This window comes from Variovorax paradoxus (assembly GCF_022009635.1).
Classification (GTDB): domain Bacteria; phylum Pseudomonadota; class Gammaproteobacteria; order Burkholderiales; family Burkholderiaceae_C; genus Variovorax.
Genome location: NZ_CP091716.1, coordinates 591,992 through 616,830 on the forward strand (window position 1 = coordinate 591,992; position 24,839 = coordinate 616,830).

Annotated in this window: 25 protein-coding genes; 17 read left to right on the plus strand and 8 right to left on the minus strand. The window is 67.1% G+C overall.

All coding sequences use genetic code 11. The annotated features are described in order from the left end of the window. Positions 1-53: 53 nt before the first annotated feature. Entirely contained in the window at positions 54-2,156 is a 2,103-nt protein-coding gene (locus L3V85_RS02955) for a transketolase family protein (protein WP_237677936.1), read from the plus strand. A gap of 49 nt (positions 2,157-2,205) precedes the next feature. Then, positions 2,206-3,207: a type I glyceraldehyde-3-phosphate dehydrogenase gene (gene gap, locus L3V85_RS02960; protein ID WP_093242450.1), complete on the plus strand. Its 1,002-nt coding sequence runs from the start codon at positions 2,206-2,208 to the stop codon at positions 3,205-3,207. 44 nt (positions 3,208-3,251) lie between these two features. On the opposite strand, the gene L3V85_RS02965 is transcribed toward gap, so the two are convergent. Then, entirely contained in the window at positions 3,252-3,803 is a 552-nt protein-coding gene (locus tag L3V85_RS02965) for a hypothetical protein (RefSeq protein ID WP_237677937.1), read from the minus strand. Positions 3,804-3,872: 69 nt separating this feature from the next. Then, positions 3,873-4,181: a putative quinol monooxygenase gene (locus L3V85_RS02970; RefSeq protein WP_237677938.1), complete on the minus strand. Its 309-nt coding sequence runs from the start codon at positions 4,179-4,181 to the stop codon at positions 3,873-3,875. Between the two features lie 132 nt (positions 4,182-4,313). Between L3V85_RS02970 and L3V85_RS02975 the strand changes: the two genes are divergently transcribed. Next, positions 4,314-5,639 (plus strand): Nramp family divalent metal transporter, encoded by a 1,326-nt coding sequence (locus L3V85_RS02975; protein ID WP_237677939.1) that lies wholly within the window; start codon positions 4,314-4,316, stop codon positions 5,637-5,639. On the opposite strand, the gene L3V85_RS02980 is transcribed toward L3V85_RS02975, so the two are convergent. Beyond that, a complete protein-coding gene (locus L3V85_RS02980; RefSeq protein ID WP_237677940.1) occupies positions 5,626-6,564 on the minus strand; it encodes a LysR family transcriptional regulator in 939 nt (312 codons plus the stop codon). The two genes, L3V85_RS02975 and L3V85_RS02980, sit on opposite strands and share 14 nt — an antisense overlap. 112 nt (positions 6,565-6,676) lie before the next feature. Here L3V85_RS02980 and L3V85_RS02985 point away from each other — a divergent pair, with 112 nt between their 5' ends. The 3 genes from L3V85_RS02985 to L3V85_RS02995 all read left to right on the plus strand — a co-directional run bounded on the left by L3V85_RS02985 (position 6,677) and on the right by L3V85_RS02995 (position 9,237). Next, a complete protein-coding gene (locus L3V85_RS02985) occupies positions 6,677-7,768 on the plus strand; it encodes a tartrate dehydrogenase (RefSeq protein ID WP_237677941.1) in 1,092 nt (363 codons plus the stop codon). Between the two features lie 88 nt (positions 7,769-7,856). Beyond that, on the plus strand, positions 7,857-8,891 hold the full coding sequence (locus L3V85_RS02990) for a tripartite tricarboxylate transporter substrate binding protein (RefSeq protein ID WP_237677942.1): 1,035 nt from the start codon (positions 7,857-7,859) through the stop codon (positions 8,889-8,891). Between the two features lie 55 nt (positions 8,892-8,946). Next, positions 8,947-9,237: a YciI family protein gene (locus tag L3V85_RS02995; protein ID WP_237677943.1), complete on the plus strand. Its 291-nt coding sequence runs from the start codon at positions 8,947-8,949 to the stop codon at positions 9,235-9,237. A 12-nt stretch (positions 9,238-9,249) separates the two neighbouring features. Here the strand turns inward: L3V85_RS02995 and L3V85_RS03000 are convergent, their stop codons facing one another. Then, complete coding sequence (locus L3V85_RS03000) at positions 9,250-10,323, minus strand: pirin family protein (protein ID WP_237677944.1); 1,074 nt, start codon at positions 10,321-10,323, stop codon at positions 9,250-9,252. A 142-nt stretch (positions 10,324-10,465) separates the two neighbouring features. After that, positions 10,466-10,888 carry a VOC family protein gene (locus L3V85_RS03005; RefSeq protein WP_237677945.1) on the minus strand — a complete coding sequence of 141 codons (423 nt, stop codon included), beginning with the start codon at positions 10,886-10,888 and terminating at the stop codon, positions 10,466-10,468. A 159-nt stretch (positions 10,889-11,047) separates the two neighbouring features. Between L3V85_RS03005 and L3V85_RS03010 the strand changes: the two genes are divergently transcribed. Both L3V85_RS03010 and L3V85_RS03015 read left to right on the plus strand, forming a co-directional pair. Next, the gene (locus tag L3V85_RS03010) at positions 11,048-12,631 is read left to right on the plus strand and encodes a CYTH and CHAD domain-containing protein (protein WP_237677946.1); all 1,584 of its coding nucleotides are present in this window, start codon (positions 11,048-11,050) and stop codon (positions 12,629-12,631) included. 8 nt (positions 12,632-12,639) lie between these two features. Continuing rightward, complete coding sequence (locus L3V85_RS03015) at positions 12,640-13,326, plus strand: hypothetical protein (protein ID WP_237677947.1); 687 nt, start codon at positions 12,640-12,642, stop codon at positions 13,324-13,326. Between the two features lie 10 nt (positions 13,327-13,336). Here L3V85_RS03015 and L3V85_RS03020 read toward each other — a convergent pair whose 3' ends face one another. From L3V85_RS03020 to L3V85_RS03030, 3 genes are all read right to left on the minus strand, one after another. Continuing rightward, positions 13,337-13,813: an FKBP-type peptidyl-prolyl cis-trans isomerase gene (locus L3V85_RS03020; RefSeq protein ID WP_237677948.1), complete on the minus strand. Its 477-nt coding sequence runs from the start codon at positions 13,811-13,813 to the stop codon at positions 13,337-13,339. 85 nt (positions 13,814-13,898) lie between these two features. Next, the gene (locus L3V85_RS03025; RefSeq protein WP_237677949.1) at positions 13,899-15,704 is read right to left on the minus strand and encodes a DEAD/DEAH box helicase; all 1,806 of its coding nucleotides are present in this window, start codon (positions 15,702-15,704) and stop codon (positions 13,899-13,901) included. A 132-nt stretch (positions 15,705-15,836) separates the two neighbouring features. Further along, a complete protein-coding gene (locus L3V85_RS03030) occupies positions 15,837-16,766 on the minus strand; it encodes a LysR family transcriptional regulator (RefSeq protein ID WP_237680484.1) in 930 nt (309 codons plus the stop codon). Positions 16,767-16,857: 91 nt separating this feature from the next. Here L3V85_RS03030 and L3V85_RS03035 point away from each other — a divergent pair, with 91 nt between their 5' ends. From L3V85_RS03035 to L3V85_RS03075, 9 genes are all read left to right on the plus strand, one after another. Next, on the plus strand, positions 16,858-17,238 hold the full coding sequence (locus tag L3V85_RS03035) for a DoxX family protein (protein WP_237677950.1): 381 nt from the start codon (positions 16,858-16,860) through the stop codon (positions 17,236-17,238). A 47-nt stretch (positions 17,239-17,285) separates the two neighbouring features. Next, positions 17,286-17,873, plus strand: coding sequence for an NADPH-dependent FMN reductase (locus L3V85_RS03040; protein ID WP_237677951.1), 588 nt, complete (start codon positions 17,286-17,288; stop codon positions 17,871-17,873). Next, complete coding sequence (locus L3V85_RS03045) at positions 17,870-18,724, plus strand: pirin family protein (RefSeq protein WP_237677952.1); 855 nt, start codon at positions 17,870-17,872, stop codon at positions 18,722-18,724. The genes L3V85_RS03040 and L3V85_RS03045 overlap by 4 nt, the downstream gene beginning before the upstream one ends. Positions 18,725-18,804: 80 nt before the next feature. Beyond that, positions 18,805-20,007, plus strand: a complete 1,203-nt coding sequence (locus L3V85_RS03050) for a M20 aminoacylase family protein (RefSeq protein WP_237677953.1) — start codon at positions 18,805-18,807, stop codon at positions 20,005-20,007. Between the two features lie 46 nt (positions 20,008-20,053). Next, positions 20,054-21,028 carry a tripartite tricarboxylate transporter substrate-binding protein gene (locus L3V85_RS03055; RefSeq protein WP_237677954.1) on the plus strand — a complete coding sequence of 325 codons (975 nt, stop codon included), beginning with the start codon at positions 20,054-20,056 and terminating at the stop codon, positions 21,026-21,028. A gap of 123 nt (positions 21,029-21,151) precedes the next feature. Then, positions 21,152-21,613, plus strand: coding sequence for a helix-turn-helix domain-containing protein (locus tag L3V85_RS03060; protein WP_237677955.1), 462 nt, complete (start codon positions 21,152-21,154; stop codon positions 21,611-21,613). Between the two features lie 20 nt (positions 21,614-21,633). Continuing rightward, on the plus strand, positions 21,634-22,935 hold the full coding sequence (locus tag L3V85_RS03065) for a HipA domain-containing protein (protein WP_237680485.1): 1,302 nt from the start codon (positions 21,634-21,636) through the stop codon (positions 22,933-22,935). An 88-nt stretch (positions 22,936-23,023) separates the two neighbouring features. After that, positions 23,024-23,761 (plus strand): glycine zipper 2TM domain-containing protein, encoded by a 738-nt coding sequence (locus tag L3V85_RS03070; RefSeq protein ID WP_237677956.1) that lies wholly within the window; start codon positions 23,024-23,026, stop codon positions 23,759-23,761. A gap of 146 nt (positions 23,762-23,907) precedes the next feature. Continuing rightward, positions 23,908-24,822: a dihydrodipicolinate synthase family protein gene (locus tag L3V85_RS03075; RefSeq protein WP_237677957.1), complete on the plus strand. Its 915-nt coding sequence runs from the start codon at positions 23,908-23,910 to the stop codon at positions 24,820-24,822. The last annotated feature ends 17 nt before the right edge of the window (positions 24,823-24,839 follow it).

The following is a 24,839-nucleotide window of genomic DNA, read 5'->3' on the forward strand; positions in this document are numbered from 1 at the left end:
CGCGGGTTCCCCCCTATCCCACCCACCCCTTTTCCCCCGAAAGCCCCATGCCCATGGCAAACCAAGCCCTGATGGCCAACGCGATCCGCGCGCTGGCTATGGATGCCGTTCAACAAGCGAATTCCGGACATCCGGGTGCACCGATGGGCATGGCCGACATGGCCGTCGCACTGTGGGGCGAACACCTGCGCTACAACCCCGCGAACCCCCATTGGTTCGACCGCGACCGCTTCGTGCTCTCGAACGGCCACGCCTCGATGCTGCTGTACTCGGTGCTGCACCTGACCGGCTACGACCTGCCCATCGGCGAACTCAAGAACTTCCGCCAGCTGCACAGCAAGACCGCCGGCCACCCTGAAGTCGACGTGACGCCGGGCGTCGAAACCACCACCGGCCCGCTGGGCCAGGGCATCACCAATGCCGTGGGCTTCGCGCTGGCCGAGAAGCTGCTCGCCGCCGAATTCAACCGCAAGGACCACGACGTGGTCGACCACCACACCTACGCCTTCCTGGGCGACGGTTGCATGATGGAAGGCATCAGCCACGAAGCCTGCGCGCTGGCCGGCGCCTGGCACCTGAACAAGCTGATCGCGCTGTACGACGACAACGGCATCAGCATCGACGGCCAGGTCAAGCCCTGGTACATCGACAACGTGGCCGAGCGCTTCCACGCCTATGGCTGGCACGTGATCGGCCCGATCGACGGCAACGACGCCGCCGAAGTGTCCAAGGCCATTGCCAAGGCGAAGCAGTCGACCGACAAGCCCACGCTCATCAACTGCAAGACCGTCATCGGCAAGGGCAGCCCGAACCGCGCCGGCACCGCCAAGGCACACGGCGAGGCACTGGGCGCCGAAGAAATCAAGCTCACGCGCGACGCCATCGACTGGCACTACCCGCCCTTCGAGATCCCGGCCGAGGTGTACGCCGACTGGGACCACAAGGCCGAAGGCGCGAAGATCGAAGCCGCGTGGAACGACAAGTTCGCCGCCTACGCCGCTGCGTTCCCCGAACTCGCCGCCGAGTTCACCCGCCGCATGAAGGGCGAGCTGCCCAAGGACTTCCACCAGGTCGCGTTCGACACCGTGGTCGCCGCCCACACCAAGGCCGAGACCGTGGCCAGCCGCAAGGCCAGCCAGCTCGCACTGGAAGCCTTCACCGCCGCGCTGCCCGAAATGCTCGGCGGCAGCGCCGACCTGACCGGCTCCAACCTCACCAACACCAAGAGCACGCCCGCCCTGCGCTTCGACCCGAAGACCGGCGCCGTGGTCATGAACGTGCCCGCCGTCGAAGCCAAGCAAGGCGCCGAGGACGAAGCCAAGCCCGAAGCCCCCGCCGAAGTGCCGCACGGCACCATCGGCCGCCACATCAACTACGGTGTGCGCGAGTTCGGCATGGCGGCCATCATGAACGGCGTGTCGCTGCACGGCGGCTACATCCCCTACGGCGGCACCTTCCTCACCTTCAGCGACTACAGCCGCAACGCCATCCGCATGGCCGCGCTGATGAAGCGCCGCGTGGTGCATGTGTTCACGCATGACTCCATCGGCCTGGGCGAAGACGGCCCGACCCACCAGTCGATCGAACACGCCGCATCGCTGCGCCTCATTCCGAACCTCGACGTCTGGCGTCCGGGCGACACGGCCGAAACCGCCGTGGCCTGGGCCGTGGCGCTGCAGAACCAGTCGCGCCCCACGGCGCTGCTGCTGAGCCGCCAGAACATCGCCTACGCACCGAAGAGCGAGCTGGGCGACATCAGCCGCGGCGCCTACGTGCTCGCTGAGCCGGAAGTCGTCGGTCTCAAGAGCAAGAAGACGGCCGCCGTCATCATCGCCACCGGTTCCGAAGTGCCGCTCGCACTGGCCGCGCAGAAGCTGCTGGCCGAAAAGAAGATCGCCGTGCGCGTGGTGTCGATGCCCTCGACCACCACCTTCGACCGCCAGGACCTCGCCTACAAGAAGGCCGTGCTGCCCAAGAAGCTGCCGCGCATCGCCGTCGAAATGGGCTGCACCGGCGGCTGGTGGAAGTACGGCTGCGCCGCCGTCGTCGGCATCGACACGTACGGCGAGTCGGCGCCCGCGCCGCAGCTGTTCAAGCACTTCGGATTCACGGCGGAGAACGTTGCCGCCACCGTGGAAGCCGCACTGCGCGACTGATCGCGCCGGTTCACGACAAACAAGTTTTTCAACCTTAGGAGCAAGTCAGATGGCTATCAAACTCGGTATCAACGGCTTCGGCCGCATCGGTCGCAACGTGCTGCGCGCAGCAGTGCAGAACTTCAAGAACGACATCGAAATCGTTGCCATCAACGACTTGCTCGAGCCGGAATACCTGGCCTACATGCTCCAGTACGACTCGGTGCATGGCCGCTTCAAGGGTGAAGTGACGGTCGAAGGCAACACGCTGATCGTGAACGGCAAGAAGATCCGCCTGACGCAGGAGCGCGACCCGTCGCAGCTCAAGTGGAACGAAGTCGGCGCCGACATCGTGCTCGAATCGACCGGTCTCTTCCTCACCAAGGAAACGGCGCAGAAGCACATCGACGCGGGCGCCAAGAAGGTGATCCTGTCGGCACCGTCGAAGGACGACACCCCCATGTTCGTCTATGGCGTGAACGACAAGAAGTACGCCGGCGAAGCCATCATCAGCAACGCCAGCTGCACCACCAACTGCCTGGCCCCGCTGGCCAAGGTGCTGAACGACAAGTGGGGCATCAAGCGCGGCCTGATGACCACCGTGCACGCCGCCACCGCCACGCAGAAGACCGTGGACGGCCCGAGCAACAAGGACTGGCGCGGCGGCCGCGGCATCCTGGAAAACATCATTCCCTCGAGCACCGGCGCCGCCAAGGCCGTGGGCGTGGTGATCCCCGAGCTCAACAAGAAGCTCACCGGCATGAGCTTCCGCGTGCCGACCTCCGACGTGTCGGTGGTCGACCTGACGGTCGAGCTGGTGAAGGAAGCCACGTACAAGGAAATCTGCGCCGAGATGAAGGCACAGAGCGAAGGCGCGCTCAAGGGCGTGCTGGGCTACACCGAAGACAAGGTCGTGGCCACCGACTTCCGCGGCGACCCGCGCACCTCGATCTTCGACGCCGAAGCCGGTATTGCGCTGGACGGCACCTTCGTCAAGCTCGTGAGCTGGTACGACAACGAATGGGGCTACTCGAACAAGTGCCTCGAAATGGTGAAGGTCGTGTCGAAGTAAGGCTTCGACGCTTCAATGAAAAACGCGCCCGAGGGCGCGTTTTTTCATGGTGGCGACAAGTCGGGTATCTGCTCGGATGCATAGCGCGCAAGGAGCCCGCGCAAGCCCTCCGCGTCGTATGAACGAGGGCCTGCCCAGGCCAGCCGTTCTTTCAATTCTTCGTCGCGCCTGGCATACGGCACGAGCATCTGCATTCCTTCCTGCAGGCGGATTCCGCCGCTCGTCAGCCACGCCACGGAGAACATCAGCGAGTCCAGGTGCTTCCCCCAGTGCAGCTGGGCGAGGACCCAGGCCTCCGTGTTGCCGGCCAGTCCGTATTCGAGCGCGGTGTCGTCGAGAGACTGCTTGAACGTTCTCCAGTCCAAGGGATGTTCTCCTTCGCGGAAATTGCCTGGGCCGGGCGCACCGATGGCTCGAGCGATCTGCGCATGGAGCGAGGCAATGAATGCGGGGTCGATCGACACCTTGCCTTGCCGGGCCGATGCGACAACGTCGAGCCACCCTGACCGAATGGCGGCTTCGAGCGCCTCGCCAGATGCACTGATCGGGCCCCAGTTGCCAAACGCCAGCTCGATGCGAGCCAATGCGCGTGCCAAGTCGGGGGCCCGAAGTTCAGCGTCCTCCCAGTTAGTCGCGCGGCAAGCGAAGGCCACGAGCAAGGAAACTCAAACCGGCTCGAGCACGTGAATCAGCTTGCCCGCCGTCAGCTCCTTGGTCTTCTCGCTGTGCGCCTTCATGTGCGGCGCGACCGCGTGGGCCTGCAGGTGGGCCAAGGTTTCCCATTTCTCGATCACGACGAAGGTGTCGGGGCCGAAACTGGCCTTCGACGTGGGGATGCCTTGCGCATCGACCGTCGCGCCGTATTCGATGCAGCCCTCCTCGGCCAGCACGGCCGCGCGGTTGGCGGCGAAGGCTTCGAGCAGCGCGGCGCGCTGGCCCGGCTTGGCGGTGATGACTGCGACGACGTGGATCATTGGGAAAGTCTCCGAGGGTTGATGTGTGAGGGATGACGCACCGGGGTGCGAACGCCGAATCTAAGAGATCCGGCACCGCCGCGCGGGTCCGGTCCGCGACAACACCGCGGCCTTGTCCCTATCATCGTCCGCATGTTCTTCCCGCTGCCCCGCACGGCCACGGCGCCTTTCTGCCCTTCCGAGGTGAAGGGCAGCGTGGCCGTTCCGCAGGAACTGCCCTTTTTCAGGAAGCTGATGCGCTACGCGGGCCCGGGCCTGCTGGTGTCGGTCGGCTACATGGACCCGGGCAACTGGGCGACCGACATCGAGGCCGGCTCGCGCTTCGGCTACGGCCTGCTCTTCGTGGTGCTGCTCGCGAGCCTGGCGGCGATGCTGCTGCAGACGCTGTGCGTGCGGCTGGGGCTCGTGGCGCGGAAAGACCTGGCGCGCGCCTGCCGCGAGCATTACTCGCCGCGCGTCAATCGCTTCCTGTGGCTGGGCGCCGAGCTGGCCATCGTGGCCTGCGACCTGGCGGAGGTGCTGGGCAGCGCGCTCGCGCTGCACCTGCTGTTCGGCGTGTCGATTCCGGTGGGCATCGCCATCACGGCCTTCGACACGCTGCTGGTGCTCGGGCTGCAGGGCGCGGGCTTTCGGCGCGTGGAGGCCATCGTGCTCGGGCTGGTCGGCACCATCGCGGGCTGCTTCGCGGTCGAGCTGATGATGGCGCCGCCCAACTGGTTCGGCGTGGCGATGGGCTTCGCGCCGAGCCTGGAGCGGCTGCACCAGCCGGGCGCGCTGTACCTGGCCATCGGCATCGTCGGCGCCACGGTGATGCCGCACAACCTGTACCTGCATTCGTCCATCGTGCAGACCCGCCTCGTGGCCGACACCGAACCGGCGCGGCGCGAGGCGGTGCGCTTCTGCACGCTCGACGCGGTGGTGTCGCTGTCGCTCGCGCTGCTGGTCAACGCGGCCATCATGGTGCTGGCCGCCAGCGCCTTCCACGCCACCGGCCACCGCGAAGTGGCGGAGATCGACGACGCCTACCGGCTGCTCGAGCCCGTGGTCGGCAGCGCCTTCGCGGCCACGCTGTTCGGCATCGCGCTGCTGGCCTCGGGGCAGAGCTCGACCTTCACCGGCACCATCGCGGGCCAGATCATCATGGAAGGTTTTCTGGACCTGAAGATCCCGTGCTGGCAGCGCCGGCTGATCACGCGCGCACTCGCGCTGGGCCCGGCCTTCCTCGGCGTCTGGTGGTTCGGCGACGGCGGCGTGGGCAAGATGCTGGTGCTCAGCCAGGTGGTGCTGAGCTTCCAGCTGCCGTTCGCGATGTGGCCCTTGATCCGTTTCACCAGCAGCCGCGCCATGATGGGCGGATTTGCCAACGGGCCGGTGCTCAAGTCGCTCGCGTGGGGCCTGTTCAGCGTGATCGGCGCCGCCAACATGTGGCTGGTGGCGTCGGTGCTCAGCGGCGGTTGAGCGAAGGCTCGGCCGCGTCCTTGCCCAGCGCCGCCGCGATGAAGTCGACGAAGGTCCGCACGCGCGCCGACAGCTGGTGGCGCTGCGGATACACGGCGTAGATGTCGGCGTCGGGCGTGCGGTAGTTCGCGAGCACCTGCACCAGCCGGCCGCTGCGCAGATAGCGCGCGATGTCCCATTCGGCGCGTATCAGGATGCCGTGTCCCTCGAGCGCCCAGTTGACCGCGATCTCGCCGTCGTTGGTGCTGAGCGCGCCGCGCGTCTTCACCGCCTCGGTGCGCTGCGCCGCGCCCCGGCCGGTGCTCAGGCGCCACATGCCGTAGGCCTCGTCGCCCTGGCGGATGCCGATGCAGCGGTGATGCGCCAGGTCGTTGGGCACCCTGGGCTGCCCGGCGCGCGCCAGGTAGGCCGGCGAGGCACACAGCAGCCGCCGGTTCGATGCAATGCGCCGCGCGATCACGCGGGCTTCGGGCGGCGCGCCGAATCGGATGCAGACGTCGAACGCGTCGTCGGTCAGCGGCGGCGGATTGACCGACAGCTGCAGCTGCACTTCCACTTGCGGATGCTTGCGCACGAACTTCGAGATGAGCGGCGCCACGTGGCTGCGGCCGAAGCCCAGCGTGGCGTTCACGCGCAGCAGGCCCTGCGCCTCGCCCTTCGCGCCGCCCAGCAGCTGTGCCATGTCGTCGATCTCGCCGAGGATGCGGCGCGCATGGGCCACGTAGAGCTCGCCTTCGGGCGTGAGGCTCATGCGCCGCGTGGTGCGGTTCACCAGCGTCACGCCCAGGCGGGTTTCCATTTGCGAGAGCCGCTTGCTCACGGCCGGCGTGCTGATGCCCAGCTCGCGCGCCGCGGCGCTCAGGCTGCCGCAGGCCGCCAGCGCGGAGAAGAAGCCGAGGTCGGCGGGCTGGACAGGGGAGGTCATGGCGGCTGCCTCACTGTTGAATTGAAGTTAATGATGGATTCACTTTGGGCGTGAATTGTTAGCCGTGCCGGATCCTACAGTGGGCTCTTTCCAAGAGCACACGAGGACATCGATGACCAGCTACAGCATTGCCACCATTCCCGGAGACGGCATCGGCAAGGAAGTGATCCCGGCGGGGCGCCGGGTGATGGAAGCGCTGGCCGAGGCCTCCGGCGGCGCGCTGCAATTCAGCTTCGAGGACTTCGGCTGGGGCGGCGACTGGTATCGCGCGCACGGCGAGATGATGCCGGCCGACGGCCTGGATACCCTGCGCAAGAAGGACGCCATTCTTTTCGGCTCCGCGGGCGATCCGCACATTCCCGATCACGTCACGCTCTGGGGCCTGCGCCTGAAGATCTGCCAGGGCTTCGACCAGTACGCCAACGTGCGGCCCACGCGCATCCTGCCGGGCATCGACGGCCCGCTCAAGCGCTGCGCGCCGGGCCAGCTCGACTGGGTGATCGTGCGCGAGAACTCCGAGGGCGAATACGCCGGTGTCGGCGGCCGCGTGCACCAGGGCCACCCCATCGAGGCCGCGACCGACGTGAGCATGATGACCCGCGCGGGCGTGGAGCGCATCATGCGTTTCGCCTTCAAGCTGGCGCGCTCGCGGCCGCGCAAGCTGCTCACCGTGGTGACCAAGAGCAACGCGCAGCGCCATGCGATGGTGATGTGGGACGAGATCGCGCTGCAGATTTCCAAAGAGTTCCCCGATGTCACCTGGGACAAGGAACTGGTTGACGCCTGCACCGCGCGCATGGTCAACCGCCCTGCCTCGCTCGACACCATCGTTGCCACCAACCTGCACGCCGACATCCTCAGCGACCTGGCGGCCGCGCTGGCGGGCAGCCTGGGCATCGCGCCCACCGGCAACATCGACCCCGAGCGGCGCTATCCGTCGATGTTCGAGCCCATCCACGGTTCGGCCTTCGACATCATGGGCAAGGGCCTGGCCAACCCGGTCGGCACCTTCTGGTCGGTGGTGATGCTGCTCGAGCACCTGGGCGAGGCCGAGGCGGCGCGCCGCGTGATGCAGGCGGTGGAGCACGTCACGGCCAACCCGGCGCTGCACACGCGCGACCTGGGCGGCAGCGCGACCACCGAGCAGGTGACGCGGGCGGTGTGCGCGCACATCGCGGGCGAGCCGATGCGGCTCGCGGCATGACCGCATGACGGCCTGAACGGCCGCCAGCGACAAGACGGTATCCGCGCGCCTCGATGCGCGCACCACTACAACGAGCCGGAGACAAACCATGAACGCTTCTTCCACCGCGCGTCGACGCAACAACGGCAGGCGCACCGTGCTTCGGGCCGCGGCGCTCGCGCTGGGCCTCGGCACCGCCGCGCTGACCTTCGCGCAACAGCCGCAACAGCAACAGGCACCGGCCGGCTGGCCGGCCAAGCCCATCAGCCTCATCGTGCCCTTCCCAGCCGGCGGCACCACCGACGTGCTGGCGCGCGCGCTGGCCGACAAGCTCTCGCAGTCGCTCGGCCAGCCCGTGGTGGTCGAGAGCAGGCCCGGCGCCGGCGCCACGCTCGGCGCCGACTACGTGGCCAAGGCCAAACCCGACGGCTACACGCTGCTGATGGGCGCGGTGCATCACACCATCGCCACCAGCGTCTACAAGAAGCTGCCCTACGACTTCCAGAAAGACCTGGCGCCCATCACGGTGGTGGCCATGGTGCCGAACGTGCTGGTCGTCAACGCCGCCAACACGCCGGCGAAGAACGTCGCCGAACTGGTCGCGCTGGCCAAGGCCGCGCCCGAGAAGCTGGCCTACGGCTCCAACGGCAACGGCACGGCGCAGCACCTGATCGGCACGCAGTTCCAGGCCAGCACCGGCACCACGCTGCTGCACGTGCCCTACAAGGGCAGCGGCCCGCTCACCACCGACCTGCTCGGCGGCCAGGTGGCGATGTCTTTCGACACCATCACGCCGGTGCTGCAGCACATCAAGAGCGGCAAGCTGCGCGCGCTGGCCGTGACCACGGCACGCCGCTCGACGGTGCTGCCCGACGTGCCGACGCTGGAAGAAGCGGGCCTCAAGGGCTTCGACATCGGCACCTGGTTCGGCGTGCTCGCGCCGGCGGCCACGCCGAAAGAAATCGTCGCGCGCCTGAACGCCGAGATGGTGAAGATCATCCACTCGCCCGACTTCGCGCAACGCATGCAGGCCGTCGGCGCAGAGCCGCTGGGCGGCACGCAGGAAGAAATGGCGCGCCGCATCCGCGAGGAGACGGCCAAGTTCGCGAAGCTGGTGAAGGAAGGCGGCGTGGCGATCGACTGAGGAGGCCGCCGAACTTAGGATGGCGGCTTCCGCATTCACTCACCCGCCCTCATCCATGTTCATCGTCACCCTCACCTACATCCGCCCGCTCGAAGAACTCGACGCGCTGATGGATGCGCATGTCACCTGGCTCAAGAAGCACTACGAAAGTGGTCTGTTCGTGGCCTCGGGCCGGCAGGTGCCGCGCAAGGGCGGCGTGATCCTGGCGCGCTCGGGCGACCGCGAAGCGCTGGAGGCGGTGCTGGCGCGCGATCCGTTCGTGCAGAACGGCGTCGCGCGCACCGACGTGATCGAGTTCGTGCCCAGCATGACCGCGCCGGGCGCCGAAGTCCTGAAGACGCTCTGAGCCGGGGCTCGCTCAGGCCTCGGGCACTTCTTCGTGTCCGCCGGGATGCTTCGCGAAGCGCGCGGCCTCGCGACCGTGCACCGGCGCCGAGTCTTTCCAGGGCCAGCCGCCGAACTGGGTACGTCGGTAGTCGGCCATGGTCTGGCTGATCTCGGCCTGCGTGTTCATCACGAAGGGGCCGTACTGCACCACCGGCTCGGCGATCGGGCGGCCCTGCAGCACCAGGAACTCGCTTTCATCGGCGCCGTTGGCGATTTCCACCGCCGCATCGCCGCGCAACTCGATGGCCGCCGGCCCTTCCACGCGGCGGCCCGCGACGAAAGCCGCCGCACCCTTGAAGAAGTACAGCATGCGCCGCGTGCCCTCGCCGCTGGCGGCCGGCAGCGTCCATTGCGCGCCGGGCGTCATCTTGAGCGTCCAGATCGCCACGTCGGCATCGGCCTGTGCGGCCCATGAATCGGGTGGCGGCGCCAGCGGCTGGATCGGGTCCTGTCCGTTGACGGCGTCGCCCAGTCGGCCCGCGATCACGGCGACCTCGGTGCGGCCGCCCTTCGCGTCGTCGGACGAGAAGCGCGGAATGGCGTCGGACCAGAACATCGTGAAATGCGGCTCGGCCATCTTGCTGCGGGCTGGCAGGTTCAACCAGATCTGGAACAGCTCCAGCGGGTTCGGCGCGCCGGCGTCGAGCAGCGGGAACATCTCGGAGTGCACGATGCCCTTGCCGGCCGTGAGCCACTGCACGTCGCCGCCGCCGAAGCGCGCGGTGGCGCCCAGCGAATCGGAGTGGTCGACCAGGCCCTTGCGCACGATGGTCACGGTCTCGAAGCCGCGGTGCGGGTGCGAGGGAAAGCCCGGCACCGTGTCGCCGTGGTACATGCTCCAGCCGTCCTTGCGGCTGAAGTCCTGGCCGATGTCGCGGCCGGCCAGCGAGGCGGCAGGGCCCATGCTCCCGTTGCCTTGCGGGTAGGCGTCGTCGTGGTAGACGCAGAACAAAAACGGGTCGATCGTCTGCCACGGGAAACCGAGGGGGGCGACCCGCACGATGGGGCTGTTGTCTTGTTCGGACATGGGGCTATTCCTTTTCATGGGGGGCTCGGCCGATGATGCCGTGCCGGTGAAAGGAATATCGGGGCGCCGTCGTGGTCTGGTAGAGGCCCTCCCTGCAACAGTGAAGAGCGCGTATGGAACGATGGGCATCGCTCGGCTTCTTCAACGGCGTGGCGTCACGTCACTGGTTCTGGTGCGTCACGACGGCGTTCGGGTCCATGTACATCAGCTCCCACAGGTGGCCGTCGATGTCCTGGAAGCCGTGGCCGTACATGAAGCCGTAGTCCTTCGGTTCGCCCGGGATGGTGCCGCCGGCGGCCTTGGCCTTGGCCACCAGTTCGTCGACCTCGGCGCGGCTCTCGCATGAGAGGCACAGCAGCACTTCGGTGCTCTTGCTGGTGTCGGCGATGCTCTTGCTCGTGAAGGTCTTGAAGAAATCCTCCACCAGCAGCATGGCGTGGATGCTGCCCTCCTGGATGACCATGCATGCGGCGTTGGCGTCGGTGAACTGCGCGTTGAAGGTGTAGCCGAGCGCGGCGAAGAACGCCTTGGTCTTGTCGAGGTTCTTGACGGGGAGATTCACGAAGATCTGCTTGTTGGCCATGGGGTCGTCCTGTGTCTGTGGAGGGTGGCGGGGAGCTTTTCCGGCGTCTTGTGTACGCCGTCCACAAAAAGATACCAAGAAAACTGGACGGTGTCCACATGATTTTCAAGGCAGGGGATTTAGGCGCCGCCGCGCGACGGGCGGGCATCATCGGGCCCTATGGAAATCGAGTTCAAGTTCTGCATTCCCGCCGGCCGCCTGAAGGCCGTCGAAGCCGCCCTGAAGCGCGGCGCTGTCGTTCGCACCCGCCTGCAGGCCCGCTACTTCGACACCACCGACCAGCGGCTGGCCGCCGACGGCATGGTGCTGCGGCTGCGCAAGGAGGGCCGGCGCTGGGTGCAGACGGTGAAGGCCACCGGCGACAACGCGCTGCACCGGCTGGAACACAACGTCGACCTGGGCACGGCCGGTGCCACGCCGTCCATCGACCCGCTGCGCCACCAGGGCACGCCCGTGGGTGACCGGCTCGCGAAGCTGCTGGCGCATGGCAGCGGCGACGGCGGCGTGCCGCTGGTCGAGCGGCAATCGACCGACATCGTACGACTCACGCGCGACGTGCGCGTCACCGGGCTCGGCGGCGCGGTGGTGGAGATGGCGCTGGACGTCGGCAAGGTCGTCGCGCACGCCGGCACGCCCGAGCAGCGCGCATCGCCGGTGTGCGAACTGGAGCTGGAACTCAAGCACGGGGACGTGCAAGGCCTGGTGTCGCTTGCGCGGCGCTGGTCGCAGCAGCACGGGCTGTGGTTCAGCACCGTGTCGAAGGCCGAGCGTGGCGCGCGCCTGCTGTCGGCACAGGAAACAGTGGAAGCGGTGAAGGCCGAACCCCCGCGCTTTGGCAGCCAGCACCCGGACGGTCGCGCCATCCAGCAGGCGGTGGTGGCCTCGTGCCTCGCGCAGATGCTGCCGAACGCGAGCGAGATCGCGGCGGGCAGCGAAGACGAAGAGCAGGTGCACCAGCTGCGCATCGGCATCCGCCGGCTGCGTACCGCGCTGCGCGAACTGGCGGGGCTCGACACCGCCTCGGGCCTGTTCGATGCCAGCGAATGGGAGCCGCCCCTGGTCGACGCCTTCCGCGCGCTCGGCGAGCTGCGCGACCGCGAGCAGGTGGTGAAGCTGGCGCAGCCGCGGCTGCGCGAGGCGGGGGCGCCGGAATTCGATCCGCTGGCGGGCGACGCGGCGGCGACCAGCGTGTCTTCCGCCGGAGACGTCGTGCGCGCCGCGGCGTTCCAGAACGTGCTGGTGTCGCTGATCGGCTTTACCGCAGCCGGCCCCGCGAAGGCCGCGCCGGCAAGCGATGGTGAAGAAGCGCCCCCACCGGTGCCGACGCCCCTGGATGCCGATGCCGCCCGGCGCCTGCTGCGCAAGCGGCTGCAGGGCCTGCACAAGCAGGTGATGCGCGACGGCGAACGCTTCGAATCGCTGGACACCGAAAGCCAGCACCGCGTGCGCAAGCGGCTCAAGCGCCTGCGCTACCTTGCTGAATTCGTCTCCCCGCTGTTCGAGGCGGCGGACAAGAACGGTGCCGAGCGCTATCTCAAGGCGCTGCGCCCCGCGCAGGACGCTCTGGGCGAGTTCAACGACGAAGCCGTGGCGCTTGCGCTGTATCGCGAGGCGACCGAGCGCGATGCCCGTGCGTGGTTCGCGGTGGGCTGGTTCAGCGCGCGCCATGCGGCCGGGGCCAGGGCGTGTGCCAAGGCGCTCGCGAAGATCGACGAAGACGCCAGGTTCTGGAAGAAGAAGTAAGAAACGAGATGGACGAACCACTGCAACTGCGATTCAGGCTGGCGCCGGAAGACGCGGAGCTGCTCGGAGATGCGGCGCTGGAACGCCGCCTCGCGGAACACGACCGGCAGTCGGAGCGCCTTCACGCGGCTGTTCAGCGGCTGGTGCCACGCGCACTCTCGGTGCTGCTGATGGCCGCGCCCGTGCTCGCCATCGGGCTTCTTTACGCGTTCGAACCCAGGCCGGTTCGTGCCGAGTTCTGGGTGAGTTCGGCAGTGGCGATCGTGCTGTCGGGGCTGGTGCTGTGGTTTTTCCGCGCGCGTCTGGTCGAGCGCATCGCAGCCCTGGGCTCGCGTCGCAGGGCACGCGTCCAGCCCGCCATGCGGGACCGCGTGGCGCGCGCGCTGCATCGGTCGGTCACGCGCTCCGCGACCCGTGCCGTCGGCATTCATGAGGTGACGATCAGCGCGCAGGGGCTGAGCCTGAGTGCACCTCAAAGCAGCAAGCCAGCCGTCGTGCCGTGGCAGAAGCTGACGCGCATCGAAGAAGACGAGCGCTTCTACCGCCTCTACACCCAGGCCACCGAGCGCTTCGGGCTCAGTTACCTGGTGGCAAGGGACAGCAGCGAAATGGATGCCGCCGCCTATGAGGCCGGCCTGCAGCGGCTGCTTGCACTAAGCCCCGTGAAGCCGGTGCCGCGCGGCAGCAGCAGCTAGAAGAAGCAGTTCAGTGATGGTGCCCGTGGGCGCCATGCACATGCCGGTGCTCGATTTCCACCGGCAGCGCGGCGCGCACGTCCGTCACCTGCAGGCTGAACTTCAGCGCCTTGCCCGCCCACGGATGGTTGCCGTCGAGCAGCACGACCGGGCCCTTGATCTTCATCACGGTGAACACATGCTCGGTTCCGTCGTCGAGCCGGCCCTGCAGTTGCCCGCCCACCTTCACGCCCGGCGGAAAGTCGGTCTTGGGAATGCTGCGCACCAGCGTCTCGTCGCGCTGGCCAAAGGCGTCTTCGGGCGAGAGATTCAGCACGGTCTGATAGCCCTTTTCCTTGCCGTCGAGCGCTTCCTCGATCTTGGGCAACGTGTTCTCGTAGCCCCCATGCAGGTAGGCCATCGGCTCGGGGCTCGCCTCGATGAGCTTGCCCTGGGCGTCGGAGACCTTGTACTTGATGGTGACGACGGTGTCTTTTTCGATTTTCATGGGAGGGCATTTTCACGCGAATGGCCGCCACCGAGATTTCGCGCCTGAATGAACCCACGAACTCTGTGAAGGCTCAGGGTTCGATTCAGAGGCGCTTACCGAACGCGGCATCGCCGCTCACCGTGATGAAAAGCTTCTGTGTCGCGCGTGTCGCCGCCACATAGAAGAGCCTTGCCTCCTCCCGCTCGTCATCAGTCTCGCGCGGCATCGCACCGCTTCCGACGACCGCGACAACCGGGAACTCAAGCCCTTTGCTGACGTGCATCGTCATGATCTTGATGGTGTCCGCATTGGGCTTGAAATCTCCCGATCCCTTGCGGACCTGGTGCGGAAGCTTTCGCAACCGGAGCGCATTCGCGCACTCTTCCATGCCAGCGTACTGTCGGCAGATCACGGCCATGTCACCCCATGCATGGCCCTCTTGGTGCGCCGTGCTCAGCAACTCGGCCACCTTGACTGCTTCGTCGCGAAGCGAGGGCAGGCGGACCACCAAGGGCGCATGCCCTTCGCGGCCGCAACTGACGGGGCGCAGCAGCGGAATGCCGTCGTCGTCCTTGTCTTCGGCGGTCAGCAAGTCGGCGGCAATGAGGCTCGCGGTCTGCAGGATCTGCCTGGTGTTTCGATAGTTGATCTTCAGCACCGTCGTGCGTCCCTGGGCCTGGATGCCGACGCTCTTGAAGCTGAACTGCTTGGTGCGTTGCCGCTCGTAGATGCTTTGGGCGTCGTCGTAGAGCAGCAGGAGACTGTTGGTCTCGGGATCGACCATCTGCGTGACGAGTTTCAGCCATTCGGGCTGAAAGTCGTGGCCTTCGTCGATCAGGATCGCCTGGTATTGGCCCGAAGGGATCTGCTTCTTGTCGACGCCGCGGATGACACGATCGACGAATTCCTCCATGAGCTGGGACGTGCTCATTTTTTCTGTCGGCAACAGGCCGTATGTCACGAGTTGATCCCGACACCACTTGTGAAAGTGCCGCGCATGCACCCGGTCGCTCAAGCCCTTGGCTTCCATGACCGATGCGAGCTTGACGGCCAGCGGCTCGTTGTAGCAAAGCACGAGGATGGGTTTGCTCGTGACGCTCTTGGCGAGGTACTCGGCGCGGTACCCCAGGATCATTGTCTTGCCCGACCCGGCAACCCCATGAATCACGCGATGCCCGTCGCCAAGGCTGCGAGCGAGTTGCTCTTGCTGAAGGTCCATGACCTGCAGCAGCTCCGGGATGCGCGCTTCGGCATCGTTGTCGTCGAACAGCAGGCCCTGGTTCTGGACCCGGATCTCGGGGAACAGGGTCCATCGGACGCGATCGATCTGAGGCAGCGACAGCGCGCCTCGCATGAGTACCGGGAACATGCCCCAGAAGCGGCTCTGCAGTGCCTCGGGGTCGACGCTCTCCGTCATTTCATCCGAGCACACCACCCGGTGTTCTTCAATGGCCCGATGCAGTTCAGCCGCCTCGAACTGCTTGCGCGTGATGTTGGTCAGCACCACGCCGTAGCTCCAGGGGAAGGTAAGCATGCCCTGCCACTTGCCCTCGGCGTGGATGAGTTGGGCGTCGCGCTTGAGCGCATCGACGACGTGATGCGCATGCTGGCGGGCCTGTTCCGCAGGATTGCTGACTGTCTTGGGAATACCTTCGGCCAGGATTTCCCAAGGCCCCTTGCTGGCTTGGCGAATCGTGTCCAGATGCCAATCCTTGACTTCGAGGATCAGCAATCCGCGGCGTGGGTGAAGCACGACGAAGTCGGGGTGCGAGCGCTTGGGGCCGACGGGCACGTCATACCAGAGCAGATAGTCGTCATCGAGCTTTTGCTCAAGCCGTTCGGCAAGACGCTTTTCGCCACGAGACATGCGCGACACGCAACTGCCCAAAGCAGGAATGAGGGTGGCCAAACCTTGATCCGTCCCGAAAAGGTTGTTTCAAAACGTCTCTTGTAAAGCAAGCACTGCACAAATGTCTCGAGAAACTGCACCGAAATAGGGCTGTTACCTAAAAATTGCCAACTAAATCACACAAAAATCGGTCTAGGACTGGTGTGGCCGCAATGCGGTTGGAAAGATCTCCGGGTTGCCTTCCAACTTCTCTATTACCAGTTCGATAAAGGCCGACACCGCGAGCGGCAGGTGCTTGCGGCTCGGATAAACCACGTTCAGCCCTCGGCCCTGGTATTGGTATTGCGGCAGGACAGGCACCAACAACCCGGCTTGCTCGTCAGACGTCGCCATCGCGGGCGGGAGCAGTGCGACGCCAAGCCCGGCCAGCGTGGCCTTGCGCAGTGCTTGCGCGGTATTGCCCGTAAATCGGCCTTTGACCTGAACTTCTTCCTCCATACCGTCGGGACCGGTCAATCGCCATGTGGCATGACCGCTTGGATGGGCGGCCGTTACGCAATCGTGGTGCGCCAGATCCTGCAAGGTCGTGGGCGCGCCGCGAGCAGCGATGTATGCGGGGCTCGCAAGCAAGCCACCGCTGCGGGTGACAAGCCGACGCGCAACATAGCTGGAGTCGCTCAGCGGGCCGCCGCGAAAGGCGATGTCGATGTTCTCCGCGATCAGATCGACCACTGCATCGCTGAGCACGAAGTCCAGTCGAACCAGCGGGTGGGTTCGCAAGAACTCCGCGACCCACTCCATGGGAAAGAAGTCAAAAAAGTCTGCGGTAGCCGCTACCCGCACCAGCCCACTCGGCGCCTGCCCCCCAGCCACCAACTCCTGCCCGGCCGCCACCAGCCCGTCCACCGCCCCCGCGCACCGGTCATGGAAATCCTGCCCCGCGCTGGTCAGCGTCAGCTTGCGCGTGGAGCGCTGCATCAGCCGCGTACCCAGCTGCGATTCGAGCTGCTGGATGCGCCGGCTGAGCGTGTTCGGCGGCACGCCCAGGCGGCGCGCCGCCTCGGCGAAGCTGCCGTAGCGCACCACCTGCACGAACATGGCGATGTCGTTGAGGTCGAGCATGGATGGCGTGTTCATTTCTTCGAATTCCGGACGAGTGCAATCCGACTCTACCGTCTAGTCGATCAATGGGTGCGTGCCTAACCTTGTGCCCATGACTTCCTCATCCCTTGCTTCCCCCACCCAGCGCCGCATCGTCTGGGGCGTTCGCATCCTGCTCGCCGTGGCTTTCGGCGCGGCCGGCACTTCCAAGCTGGCCGGCGTGCCGCAGATGGTTCAGGTGTTCGACGCCATCGGCTTCGGCCAGTGGTTTCGCTACCTGACGGGCCTGGTCGAGATCGGCGGTGCGCTGCTGCTGCTCGTGCCGGCGACCGGCTTCCTCGGCGGCCTGCTGCTGGCCGCGACCATGGTCTGCGCCGTGGCCACGCACCTCGTGCTGATCGGCGGCAACCCCGCGCCGGCGGTGGTGTTGGCGCTGCTGTCTGGCTTCGTGGCCTGGCGCCTGCGGCCGGTGTCGCGGCTCGCGACGGCCTGACCTTTCTTTCCTTCATCCCTTCCCGATTCCATCCAAAGGAGCACCCCATGACCCAGCAACAACAACCCCGCATCGGCATCGTCATCGCCTCGACCCGCGAAGGTCGTTTCGGCGAGAAGCCCGCGCAATGGATCCACGAGATCGCGCAGCAGCGCACCGATCTCGCCTTCGAACTGGTCGACTTGCGCGACCATCCGCTGCCTTTCTTCAACGAGGCGTCCTCGCCCGCCTGGGGGCCGGTGAAGAACGAGGCCGCGCAGCGCTGGCAAGCCAGGCTGGCCAGCTTCGACGGCCTGATCGTGGTCACTCCCGAATACAACCACGGCCCGAGCGCGGTGCTGAAGAACGCGATCGACTGGGCCTACAAGGAGTTCATCCGCAAGCCAATCGGCTTCGTGGGTTATGGCGGCGTGGGCGCGGCGCGCGCGGTCGAGCAACTGCGGCTGGTGGCGGTCGAGATGCAGATGGCGCCGGTGCGCCATGCGGTGCACATCGGCATGGTCGAGTTCATGGGCATCTGGAAGCAGGGCAAGAGCTTCGGCGACTTCCCGCATCTCGCGCAGGCGGCCACCGGCATGCTCGACGACATCGCCTGGTGGGCCAAGGCGCTGAAGACCGCAAGGGAGGCCGCATGACCACGGCTGTCGATACGCAGGCCCGCGCGGTGGTCTACCGCACGCGCGGCAGTTCGCACGGCTCGATCACTCGGCTGGTGAGCCCCGGCGACCTGGGCGAATTCCTCAAGCCCTTCGTGTTTCTCGACCTGTTCGGCTTCAACACCGAAGGCGGCCACAAGGGCTTCGGGCTGCATCCGCACTCGGGCATCGCCACGTTGACCTATCTGATCGAGGGCGACACGCTGTACGAAGACACGACCGGCGAGCAAGGCACGCTGCGCGGCGGCGGTGTCGAGTGGATGCGCGCCGGCAATGGCGTGTGGCACACCGGCGCGCCCGCGCCGGGCGTCAAGCGCGTGCGCGGCTTCCAGCTGTGGGTGGCGCTGCCGCCCTCGGAAGAGAACGCACCGGCGCAAAGCATGTATCTCGCGCCCGCGCAGGTGCCGCGCGAAGGCCCGGCGCGCGTGCTGCTCGGGCGCCACGGCGCGGCGCAGAGCGCCATCGCCGCGCCCGCGTCGATGAACTACCTGGCCGTCGAGCTGAAGGGCGGCGAGCGCTGGCGCTACACGCCGCCTGCCGGCCACACGGTGGGCTGGGTGGCCGTGAACGCGGGCGGGCTCGGGACGGGCGACGCGCGCGGCGGCCCGATCGGCGCCGGCGAGCTGGCGGTGTTCGAAGAGTCGAATGACGCCATCGACTTCGTCGCCCACGGCGACACCGCCTTCGTGCTGGGCTCGGCGGTGAAGCATCCGCACGAGCTGGTGATGGGGCACTACTCGGTGCACACCAGCCGCGCGGCGCTCGACCAGGGCGAGGCGGAGATCCGCCGCATCGGCATGAAGCTGAGGCAGGAAGGCCGACTCGCGTAAGCCTGCATGCGCGTGGCGGGCGGCTGCGCCAGAATCGTTCGCTTCCGGTCGAACGACTGACTCGCAGCCCACGCCCCGCCATGAACATCGCCGATTCCTTTGCCGACATCTCGCGTTTCGTCGAGATCCGGCGCGACATCCACGCCCACCCCGAGCTCGGTTTCGAGGAACACCGCACCTCCGAGAAGGTCGCGAAGTTGCTCGCCGAATGGGGCATCGAGGTGCACCGCGGCATAGCCGGCACGGGCCTGGTCGGCGTGCTGCGCAAGGGCACCGGCAACCGCACCATCGGCCTGCGCGCCGACATGGACGCGCTGCCGCTGCACGAGGCCAACGAATTCGCCCACAAGTCGACCAACCCCGGCCGCATGCACGCCTGCGGCCACGACGGCCACACCACCATGCTGCTGGCCGCCGCGTGGCACCTGTCGCAGCAGGGGCCTGGCGACTTCGACGGCACCGTGCATTTCATCTTCCAGCCCGCCGAGGAGATGGGCAAGGCCGGTGCCAAGAAGATGATCGACGAGGGCCTGTTCGAGCGCTTCCCGTGCGACGCGGTCTTCGGCCTGCACAACTTTCCGGTGGGCGACGTGGGCCGCTTCGCGCTCAACGAAGGCGCGCTGATGGCCTCGAGCAACACGTACAAGATCACCGTGCACGGGCGCGGCACGCATGCCTCGATGCCGCACACGGGCATCGACCCGGTGGCGGCGGTCGTCAACCTCGCGCAGCAGCTGCAGATCATCGTGGCGCGCACCATTCCCAGCACCGAGCGCGCGCTGCTGGCCGTCACGCAGCTGCAGGGCTCCGACGCGCCCAACGTGATTCCCGACGTGGCCACGGTCGGCGGCACCATCCGCACTTTCTCCATCGAGGCCATCGACAAGATCGAGGCGCGCCTGCGCGAAGTGGCGGCGGGCGTGGCGGCGGCGCATGGCTGCACGGCCGAGGTGTACTTCAACCGCTCGTCGCCGCCGACCGTGAACCACGCGGCCGAGGCGCGCTTTGCCGCGAACGTGATGCGCGAGGTGGTGGGCGACGACATGGTCACCGACAACTTCCCCGCCGTGATGGGCGCGGAAGACTTCGCGCACATGCTGCTCGCGCGGCCCGGCTGCTACGCCTTCCTGGGCAATGGCGACGGCGACCACCGGCTCGACGGCCACGGGCCCGGCCCTTGCATCATCCACAACACCTCGTTCGACTTCAACGACGAGATCATCCCGATCGGTGCCAGCTACTTCGTGAAGCTGGTGCAGCGCTGGCTGCCGTCGGGCGCCTGAGATTCCTTCCCTGTCGATGACGATGAAAAAGAAAGCGGCCCCCACGATGCCTTCGACCCTGTTCACCCGGCGTTCCCTCACCGCGCTCGCAACGGCTGCCGCGCTCTGTGCCTTCGCACCGGTACATGCGCAGCAGCGCGTGATCCACATCGTCGTGCCCTTCGGCACCGGCGCGGTGCAGGACACGGTGGCGCGCGCGTTCAACAACGAGCTGGGCGCGGCGCTCGGCGCCAGCGCCATCGTGGAGAACCGCGCGGGCGCGGGCGGCACCGTGGGCGCGGCGATCGTGGCGCGCGCGCCGGCCGACGGCAACACGCTCATCCTCGCGGCCGCGAGCCACAACATCGCGGGCTTTCTCTACAACAAGCTCAGCTACGACCCGCTGAAAGACTTCGTCGGCGTGGCCAACGTCGGCAACGCGGGCTATGTGCTGGCGGTGGCCGGCGGCATGGGCGTGTCGAACACAGCCGACTTCATCAAGGAGGTCAAGGCACACCCCGGCAAGTACAACTACGCCTCGGCCGGCAACGGCAGCGCCACGCACCTCGCGATGGCGTCGTTCCTCGCAAAAGCGGGGCTGCAGATGACGCACATCCCGACCAAGTCGACCGGCGAGGCCGTCAACGAAGTGCTCGCGGGCCGGGTGCAGGCGGTGATCTCGTCGAGCATCGGCGTGATCGGCTTCCAGGACGACGCGCGCATCAAGCTGCTGGCCTCCACCGGCCAGTCGCGCAGCCCCTTCCTGCCCAAGCTGCCGACCGTGGCCGAAAGCGGCCTGCCCGGCTATGCCTTCGATTCGTGGATCGGCCTGCTCGCGCCGGCCGGCACGCCCAAGGCGGAAGTCGAGCGGATCAACATCGCGGCCAACAAGGTGCTGGCCGACCCGGCGATCCAGGAGCGCTTCAAGCGCCTGGGCGTGGAGCCGCGCAGCCAGAGCGCGGAAGAGTTCCAGAAGCTGCTGCGCTCCGACTGGGATGCGATGGGCGCCGTGGTGAAGGCGTCGGGCGCGAAGATCGATTGAGGTGTCGGGTTCAACGGCTTGGGCTTGTGTGGAGGAAATACAAGCGCAGGCCGATATTCCGTAAAAATACGGCAAAGCCGATATTTTGACAAAACAAGCCAAGGCCGATATTCTGAATCCGCCATGGACTATCCCCTGCGCTTCGTCGACCAGCTGCGGCCCCACCTCAAGGCCCTACGGAAGCAGCGCGGCCTGACGCAAGCGCAGGCCGGTGCCCTCATTGGCGTCAGCCAGGCCCGCGTCGCGGAAATCGAAGCGAACCCCGGCGCGGTCAGCTTCGAGCAGCTGATGAAGCTGCTGTCGGCGCTGGGGGCATCCTTCTGCTTGCGCGACGAAGCGGTGCCCGGCGGCGTGCTCGTCGCCGCGGAAGAGCCCGCGCTGTACGACGCCGTGAAGCTCCCGCCCGGCCCGTGGACCGCCACGCAGATGAGCGACCAGTCGGTGCTGGTGCGCCTTGAAGAATCCGAATCGCCGGGCGCGCCGGGCGAATCGCTTCGCGCGCTGCAGGCGCTGAACCCCGGCAAGGACATCAAGCCCACGTCGCGCAGGAGCTTCGTCGTGCGGCCGAAGAGGGAGTCCTGGTGACGCAGGCCCTCGACGCCTGGATGAACGGAGAGCGCGTAGGCACCTGGATCGTCGAACGCGGCGCCCATTCCTTCCGCTACGACGCGGGCTGGCTGGAATCGCCCCGGCGGCGCTCGCTGTCGCTGTCGATCCCGCTGAACAGCACGCTCGAGGTGCGCGGCGAGGTGGTCCGCAACTACTTCGACAACCTGCTGCCCGACAACGACAGGATCCGCGCGCGGCTGCGCAATCGCTTCCGGCTCAAGGACAGCACGGCCTTCGGCCTGCTCGAAGCCATCGGCCGCGACTGCGTGGGCGCCGTGCAGCTGCTGCCCGAGGGGGCCGTGCCGGAAGGCTGGAACGCCATCGACTGCGAGCCGCTGAACGAAGCGCAGATCGCCGAGCTGCTGCAGGCCGTGCCGTCGGAAGACGCACCGCAAGGCATGCGCGACGAAGACCTGTTTCGTATCTCGCTGGCCGGCGCGCAGGAAAAGACGGCGCTGACGCAATGGAAGGGCGAATGGTGCCGGCCGCATGGCGCCACGCCCACCACGCACATCGTGAAGCTGCCGCTCGGGCTGATCGGCGGCTCCAGGCGCGTGGACGCCTCCGATTCGGTGCAGAACGAATGGCTTTGCGCGCAGATCGCCCTGGCCCTCGGTCTGCTGGTGGCGCCGACCTCCATGGCCACCTTCGGCGGCCAGACGGTGTTGATCGTGGAGCGCTTCGACCGCGAATGGATGAACGGCGGCACCTGGATCGCGCGCCTGCCGCAGGAAGACTTCTGCCAGGCCCTGGGCCTGCCGTCCGACAGGAAGTACGAGCAGCACGGCGGCCCCGGCATGACGAAGTGCCTGCAGCTTCTGCAAGGCAGCCGCAGCGCCGACGATGGCGCCCGCTTCCTGCTCGCGCAACTGGCGTTCTTTCTGCTCGCGGCCACGGACGGACACGCCAAGAATTTCTCGATCCATCTGCAGCGCGGCGACGCCTACGAGATGACGCCGCTATACGACGTCATCTCGATGTGGCCGTACTTCGGCGATGGCGCCAACCAGTTCCAGCCGCGCAAGGCGGGCCTGGCGATGGCCATCCGCTCGAAGAACGCGCACTACGTGTTCCAGACCATCCAGGCCCGCCATTGGCATGGCCTGGCCATGAAGAACGGCGGCATCGAGGTCTGGAACGCCATGCTCGGCTTGGTGGCGTCGGTGGACGCCGCGTTGGGCGAGGTCGAGGCGCTGCTGCCGCCGGACTTTCCCGCGCGCACCTGGGAAGCCGTTTCGCGGGGCATGCGCGGCGAGGCAAGGCGATTCCTCGCGGAGGTCGACGGCATCGCCGTGTAGGACGCCGCTGGATTGACAACGCGCTGTCCGCGTCCATGCTCTGCGATGGGTTTCCGCGCATCCTGCGAGGAACAGAAAAGGATTCCCCATGGACTCGACATCGCCCCTCAACCAGCCTCCCGGAACTCCGGCCGCCAGATCGCCGAAGGCACTGTGGGCCGTGATCGGCGCGCTGGCGGTGGCCGTGGTCGCGCTGGGCGGTGTGCTGTTGCACAAGCAGTCGCAGGACACGGCGACGAGCGCCGCGGCCTCCCCACCGGTGGCCGCCGCGATGGCGCCCAAGGCGCCCGACGACTTCAAGCCTGAGCTCATGCCGCCCGCGCCCGCCGTGCCGCCTGCCAGTGCCGGGCCGGCCCCGCAGGCGATGGCTGCCGCGCCCATGCCTGCTCCCGCGCCTGCCCCGCTGCCGGCACAGGCTATCCAGCCCGGGCCCGCACCCGGTGCCAACGCCCCGGTGGTGGCCGCCGCCACGCCCGCACCGCCGCCTTGCGCGGTCTGCGGCCGGGTCGAATCCGTCCGGGCGGTGCAGCGCGCCCAGAAAACCACCGGCGTCGGCGCGGTTGCGGGCGGCGTGGTGGGCGGCCTCGTCGGCAACCAGTTCGGCCACGGCCACGGCCGTGCCGCGACCACCGTGCTCGGCGCGGTCGGCGGCGGCTTCGCGGGCAACGCCATCGAGAAGCACGTGCGCACGGTCACCGTCTACGAGGTTGGCGTGCGCATGGATAACGGCTCCCTGCGCACGGTGGAGACCAAGAGCGCGCCGCCCATCGGCAAGCCGGTCACGCTCCGGCGCGGCGTGCTGCGTCCGGCGGACGGCCGCAAGTAGCTCGCCGCGGCGGCCCTGCCTGGGCCGCGATATCACACAAGCCCTCCGTCCGGAAGAGCGTTTGCCGCACGGATATCTTGACGGTATATCGTTAATATATTTAAAGTGCGGCGCTTCCACACCGCACATCCACAAGGAGCGACCAAGTGAGCAATCCCCGCTGGCAAGGCATCTTTCCCGCCGTCACCACCAAGTTCCACGCAGACGAGAGCATCGATGCCGAAGGCACCGCCCGGCACATCGACTTCCAGATCCGCAACGGCATCCATGGCCTCGTCACCTGCGGCTCGCTCGGCGAAGCCAGCACGCTGACGCTGGAAGAAAAGCTGCAGGTCGCGAAGATCGCGCTCGAGGCCGCCGACGGCCGCATTCCGGTGCTGGCCAACGTGTCGGAAACCAGCACGCGCGAGGCGCTGCGCTATGTCGATGGCGCCAACAAGCTCGGCGTGGCCGGCTTCATGGTGATGCCCTCGGTGATCTACGTGGCAGATGCGCGCGAGGCCATGCTCAACGTGCGCACCATCGCCAACGCGGCGCAGAAGCCCATCATGGTCTACAACAACCCGGTGGCCTACCGCGTCGACCTGAAGCCGCAGCACATGGTCGAGCTGGCCGACTGCGAATGGATCGCCGCCATCAAGGAAAGCACCGACGACATCCGCCGCATCACCGACCTGCGCAACACCGTGGGCGACCGCTACCAGCTGTTCCTGGGCGTGGACGACCTCGCCTACGAAGGCCTGGCGCTCGGCTGCGACGGCCTGCTGGCCGGCGTTGGCTGCGCCTTCCCGCGCGAGACCGTGGCGCTCTACGACCTCATGAAGGCCGGCAAGTTTGCCGAGGCGCTCAAGCTCTACCAGTGGATGACGCCGATGCTGCACCTCGATGTGTCGACCAAGCTGGTGCAGAACCTCAAGCTCATCGACCTGCTGGTGGGCGTGGGCACCGAGCACATGCGCCGTCCGCGCCTGCCGCTCATCGGCGCCGAGCGCGAATTCATCGAAGGCATCGTGAAGAAGGCGCTCGCGACACGGCCTGTTCAATACCAGTCGGTCATGTAATAACCGCACGGCGTCGC

Excerpts from the sequence above, each read along its gene's own strand:
- L3V85_RS03040 (WP_237677951.1), top strand. The coding sequence starts at position 17,286 with ATGACCCAGCAACAACAACCCCGCATCGGCATCGTCATCGCCTCGACC.
- L3V85_RS03015 (WP_237677947.1), top strand. The coding sequence starts at position 12,640 with ATGGACGAACCACTGCAACTGCGATTCAGGCTGGCGCCGGAAGACGCG.
- L3V85_RS03010 (WP_237677946.1), top strand. The coding sequence starts at position 11,048 with ATGGAAATCGAGTTCAAGTTCTGCATTCCCGCCGGCCGCCTGAAGGCC.
- L3V85_RS02995 (WP_237677943.1), top strand. The coding sequence starts at position 8,947 with ATGTTCATCGTCACCCTCACCTACATCCGCCCGCTCGAAGAACTCGAC.
- L3V85_RS03030 (WP_237680484.1), bottom strand. The coding sequence starts at position 16,766 with ATGCTCGACCTCAACGACATCGCCATGTTCGTGCAGGTGGTGCGCTAC.
- L3V85_RS02975 (WP_237677939.1), top strand. The coding sequence starts at position 4,314 with ATGTTCTTCCCGCTGCCCCGCACGGCCACGGCGCCTTTCTGCCCTTCC.
- L3V85_RS02985 (WP_237677941.1), top strand. The coding sequence starts at position 6,677 with ATGACCAGCTACAGCATTGCCACCATTCCCGGAGACGGCATCGGCAAG.
- L3V85_RS03060 (WP_237677955.1), top strand. The coding sequence starts at position 21,152 with ATGGACTATCCCCTGCGCTTCGTCGACCAGCTGCGGCCCCACCTCAAG.
- L3V85_RS03035 (WP_237677950.1), top strand. The coding sequence starts at position 16,858 with ATGACTTCCTCATCCCTTGCTTCCCCCACCCAGCGCCGCATCGTCTGG.
- gap (WP_093242450.1), top strand. The coding sequence starts at position 2,206 with ATGGCTATCAAACTCGGTATCAACGGCTTCGGCCGCATCGGTCGCAAC.
- L3V85_RS03065 (WP_237680485.1), top strand. The coding sequence starts at position 21,634 with ATGAACGGAGAGCGCGTAGGCACCTGGATCGTCGAACGCGGCGCCCAT.
- L3V85_RS03045 (WP_237677952.1), top strand. The coding sequence starts at position 17,870 with ATGACCACGGCTGTCGATACGCAGGCCCGCGCGGTGGTCTACCGCACG.
- L3V85_RS03000 (WP_237677944.1), bottom strand. The coding sequence starts at position 10,323 with ATGAAAAGGAATAGCCCCATGTCCGAACAAGACAACAGCCCCATCGTG.
- L3V85_RS02990 (WP_237677942.1), top strand. The coding sequence starts at position 7,857 with ATGAACGCTTCTTCCACCGCGCGTCGACGCAACAACGGCAGGCGCACC.
- L3V85_RS02980 (WP_237677940.1), bottom strand. The coding sequence starts at position 6,564 with ATGACCTCCCCTGTCCAGCCCGCCGACCTCGGCTTCTTCTCCGCGCTG.
- L3V85_RS02970 (WP_237677938.1), bottom strand. The coding sequence starts at position 4,181 with ATGATCCACGTCGTCGCAGTCATCACCGCCAAGCCGGGCCAGCGCGCC.
- L3V85_RS03005 (WP_237677945.1), bottom strand. The coding sequence starts at position 10,888 with ATGGCCAACAAGCAGATCTTCGTGAATCTCCCCGTCAAGAACCTCGAC.
- L3V85_RS03070 (WP_237677956.1), top strand. The coding sequence starts at position 23,024 with ATGGACTCGACATCGCCCCTCAACCAGCCTCCCGGAACTCCGGCCGCC.
- L3V85_RS03020 (WP_237677948.1), bottom strand. The coding sequence starts at position 13,813 with ATGAAAATCGAAAAAGACACCGTCGTCACCATCAAGTACAAGGTCTCC.
- L3V85_RS03055 (WP_237677954.1), top strand. The coding sequence starts at position 20,054 with ATGCCTTCGACCCTGTTCACCCGGCGTTCCCTCACCGCGCTCGCAACG.
- L3V85_RS03050 (WP_237677953.1), top strand. The coding sequence starts at position 18,805 with ATGAACATCGCCGATTCCTTTGCCGACATCTCGCGTTTCGTCGAGATC.
- L3V85_RS02955 (WP_237677936.1), top strand. The coding sequence starts at position 54 with ATGGCAAACCAAGCCCTGATGGCCAACGCGATCCGCGCGCTGGCTATG.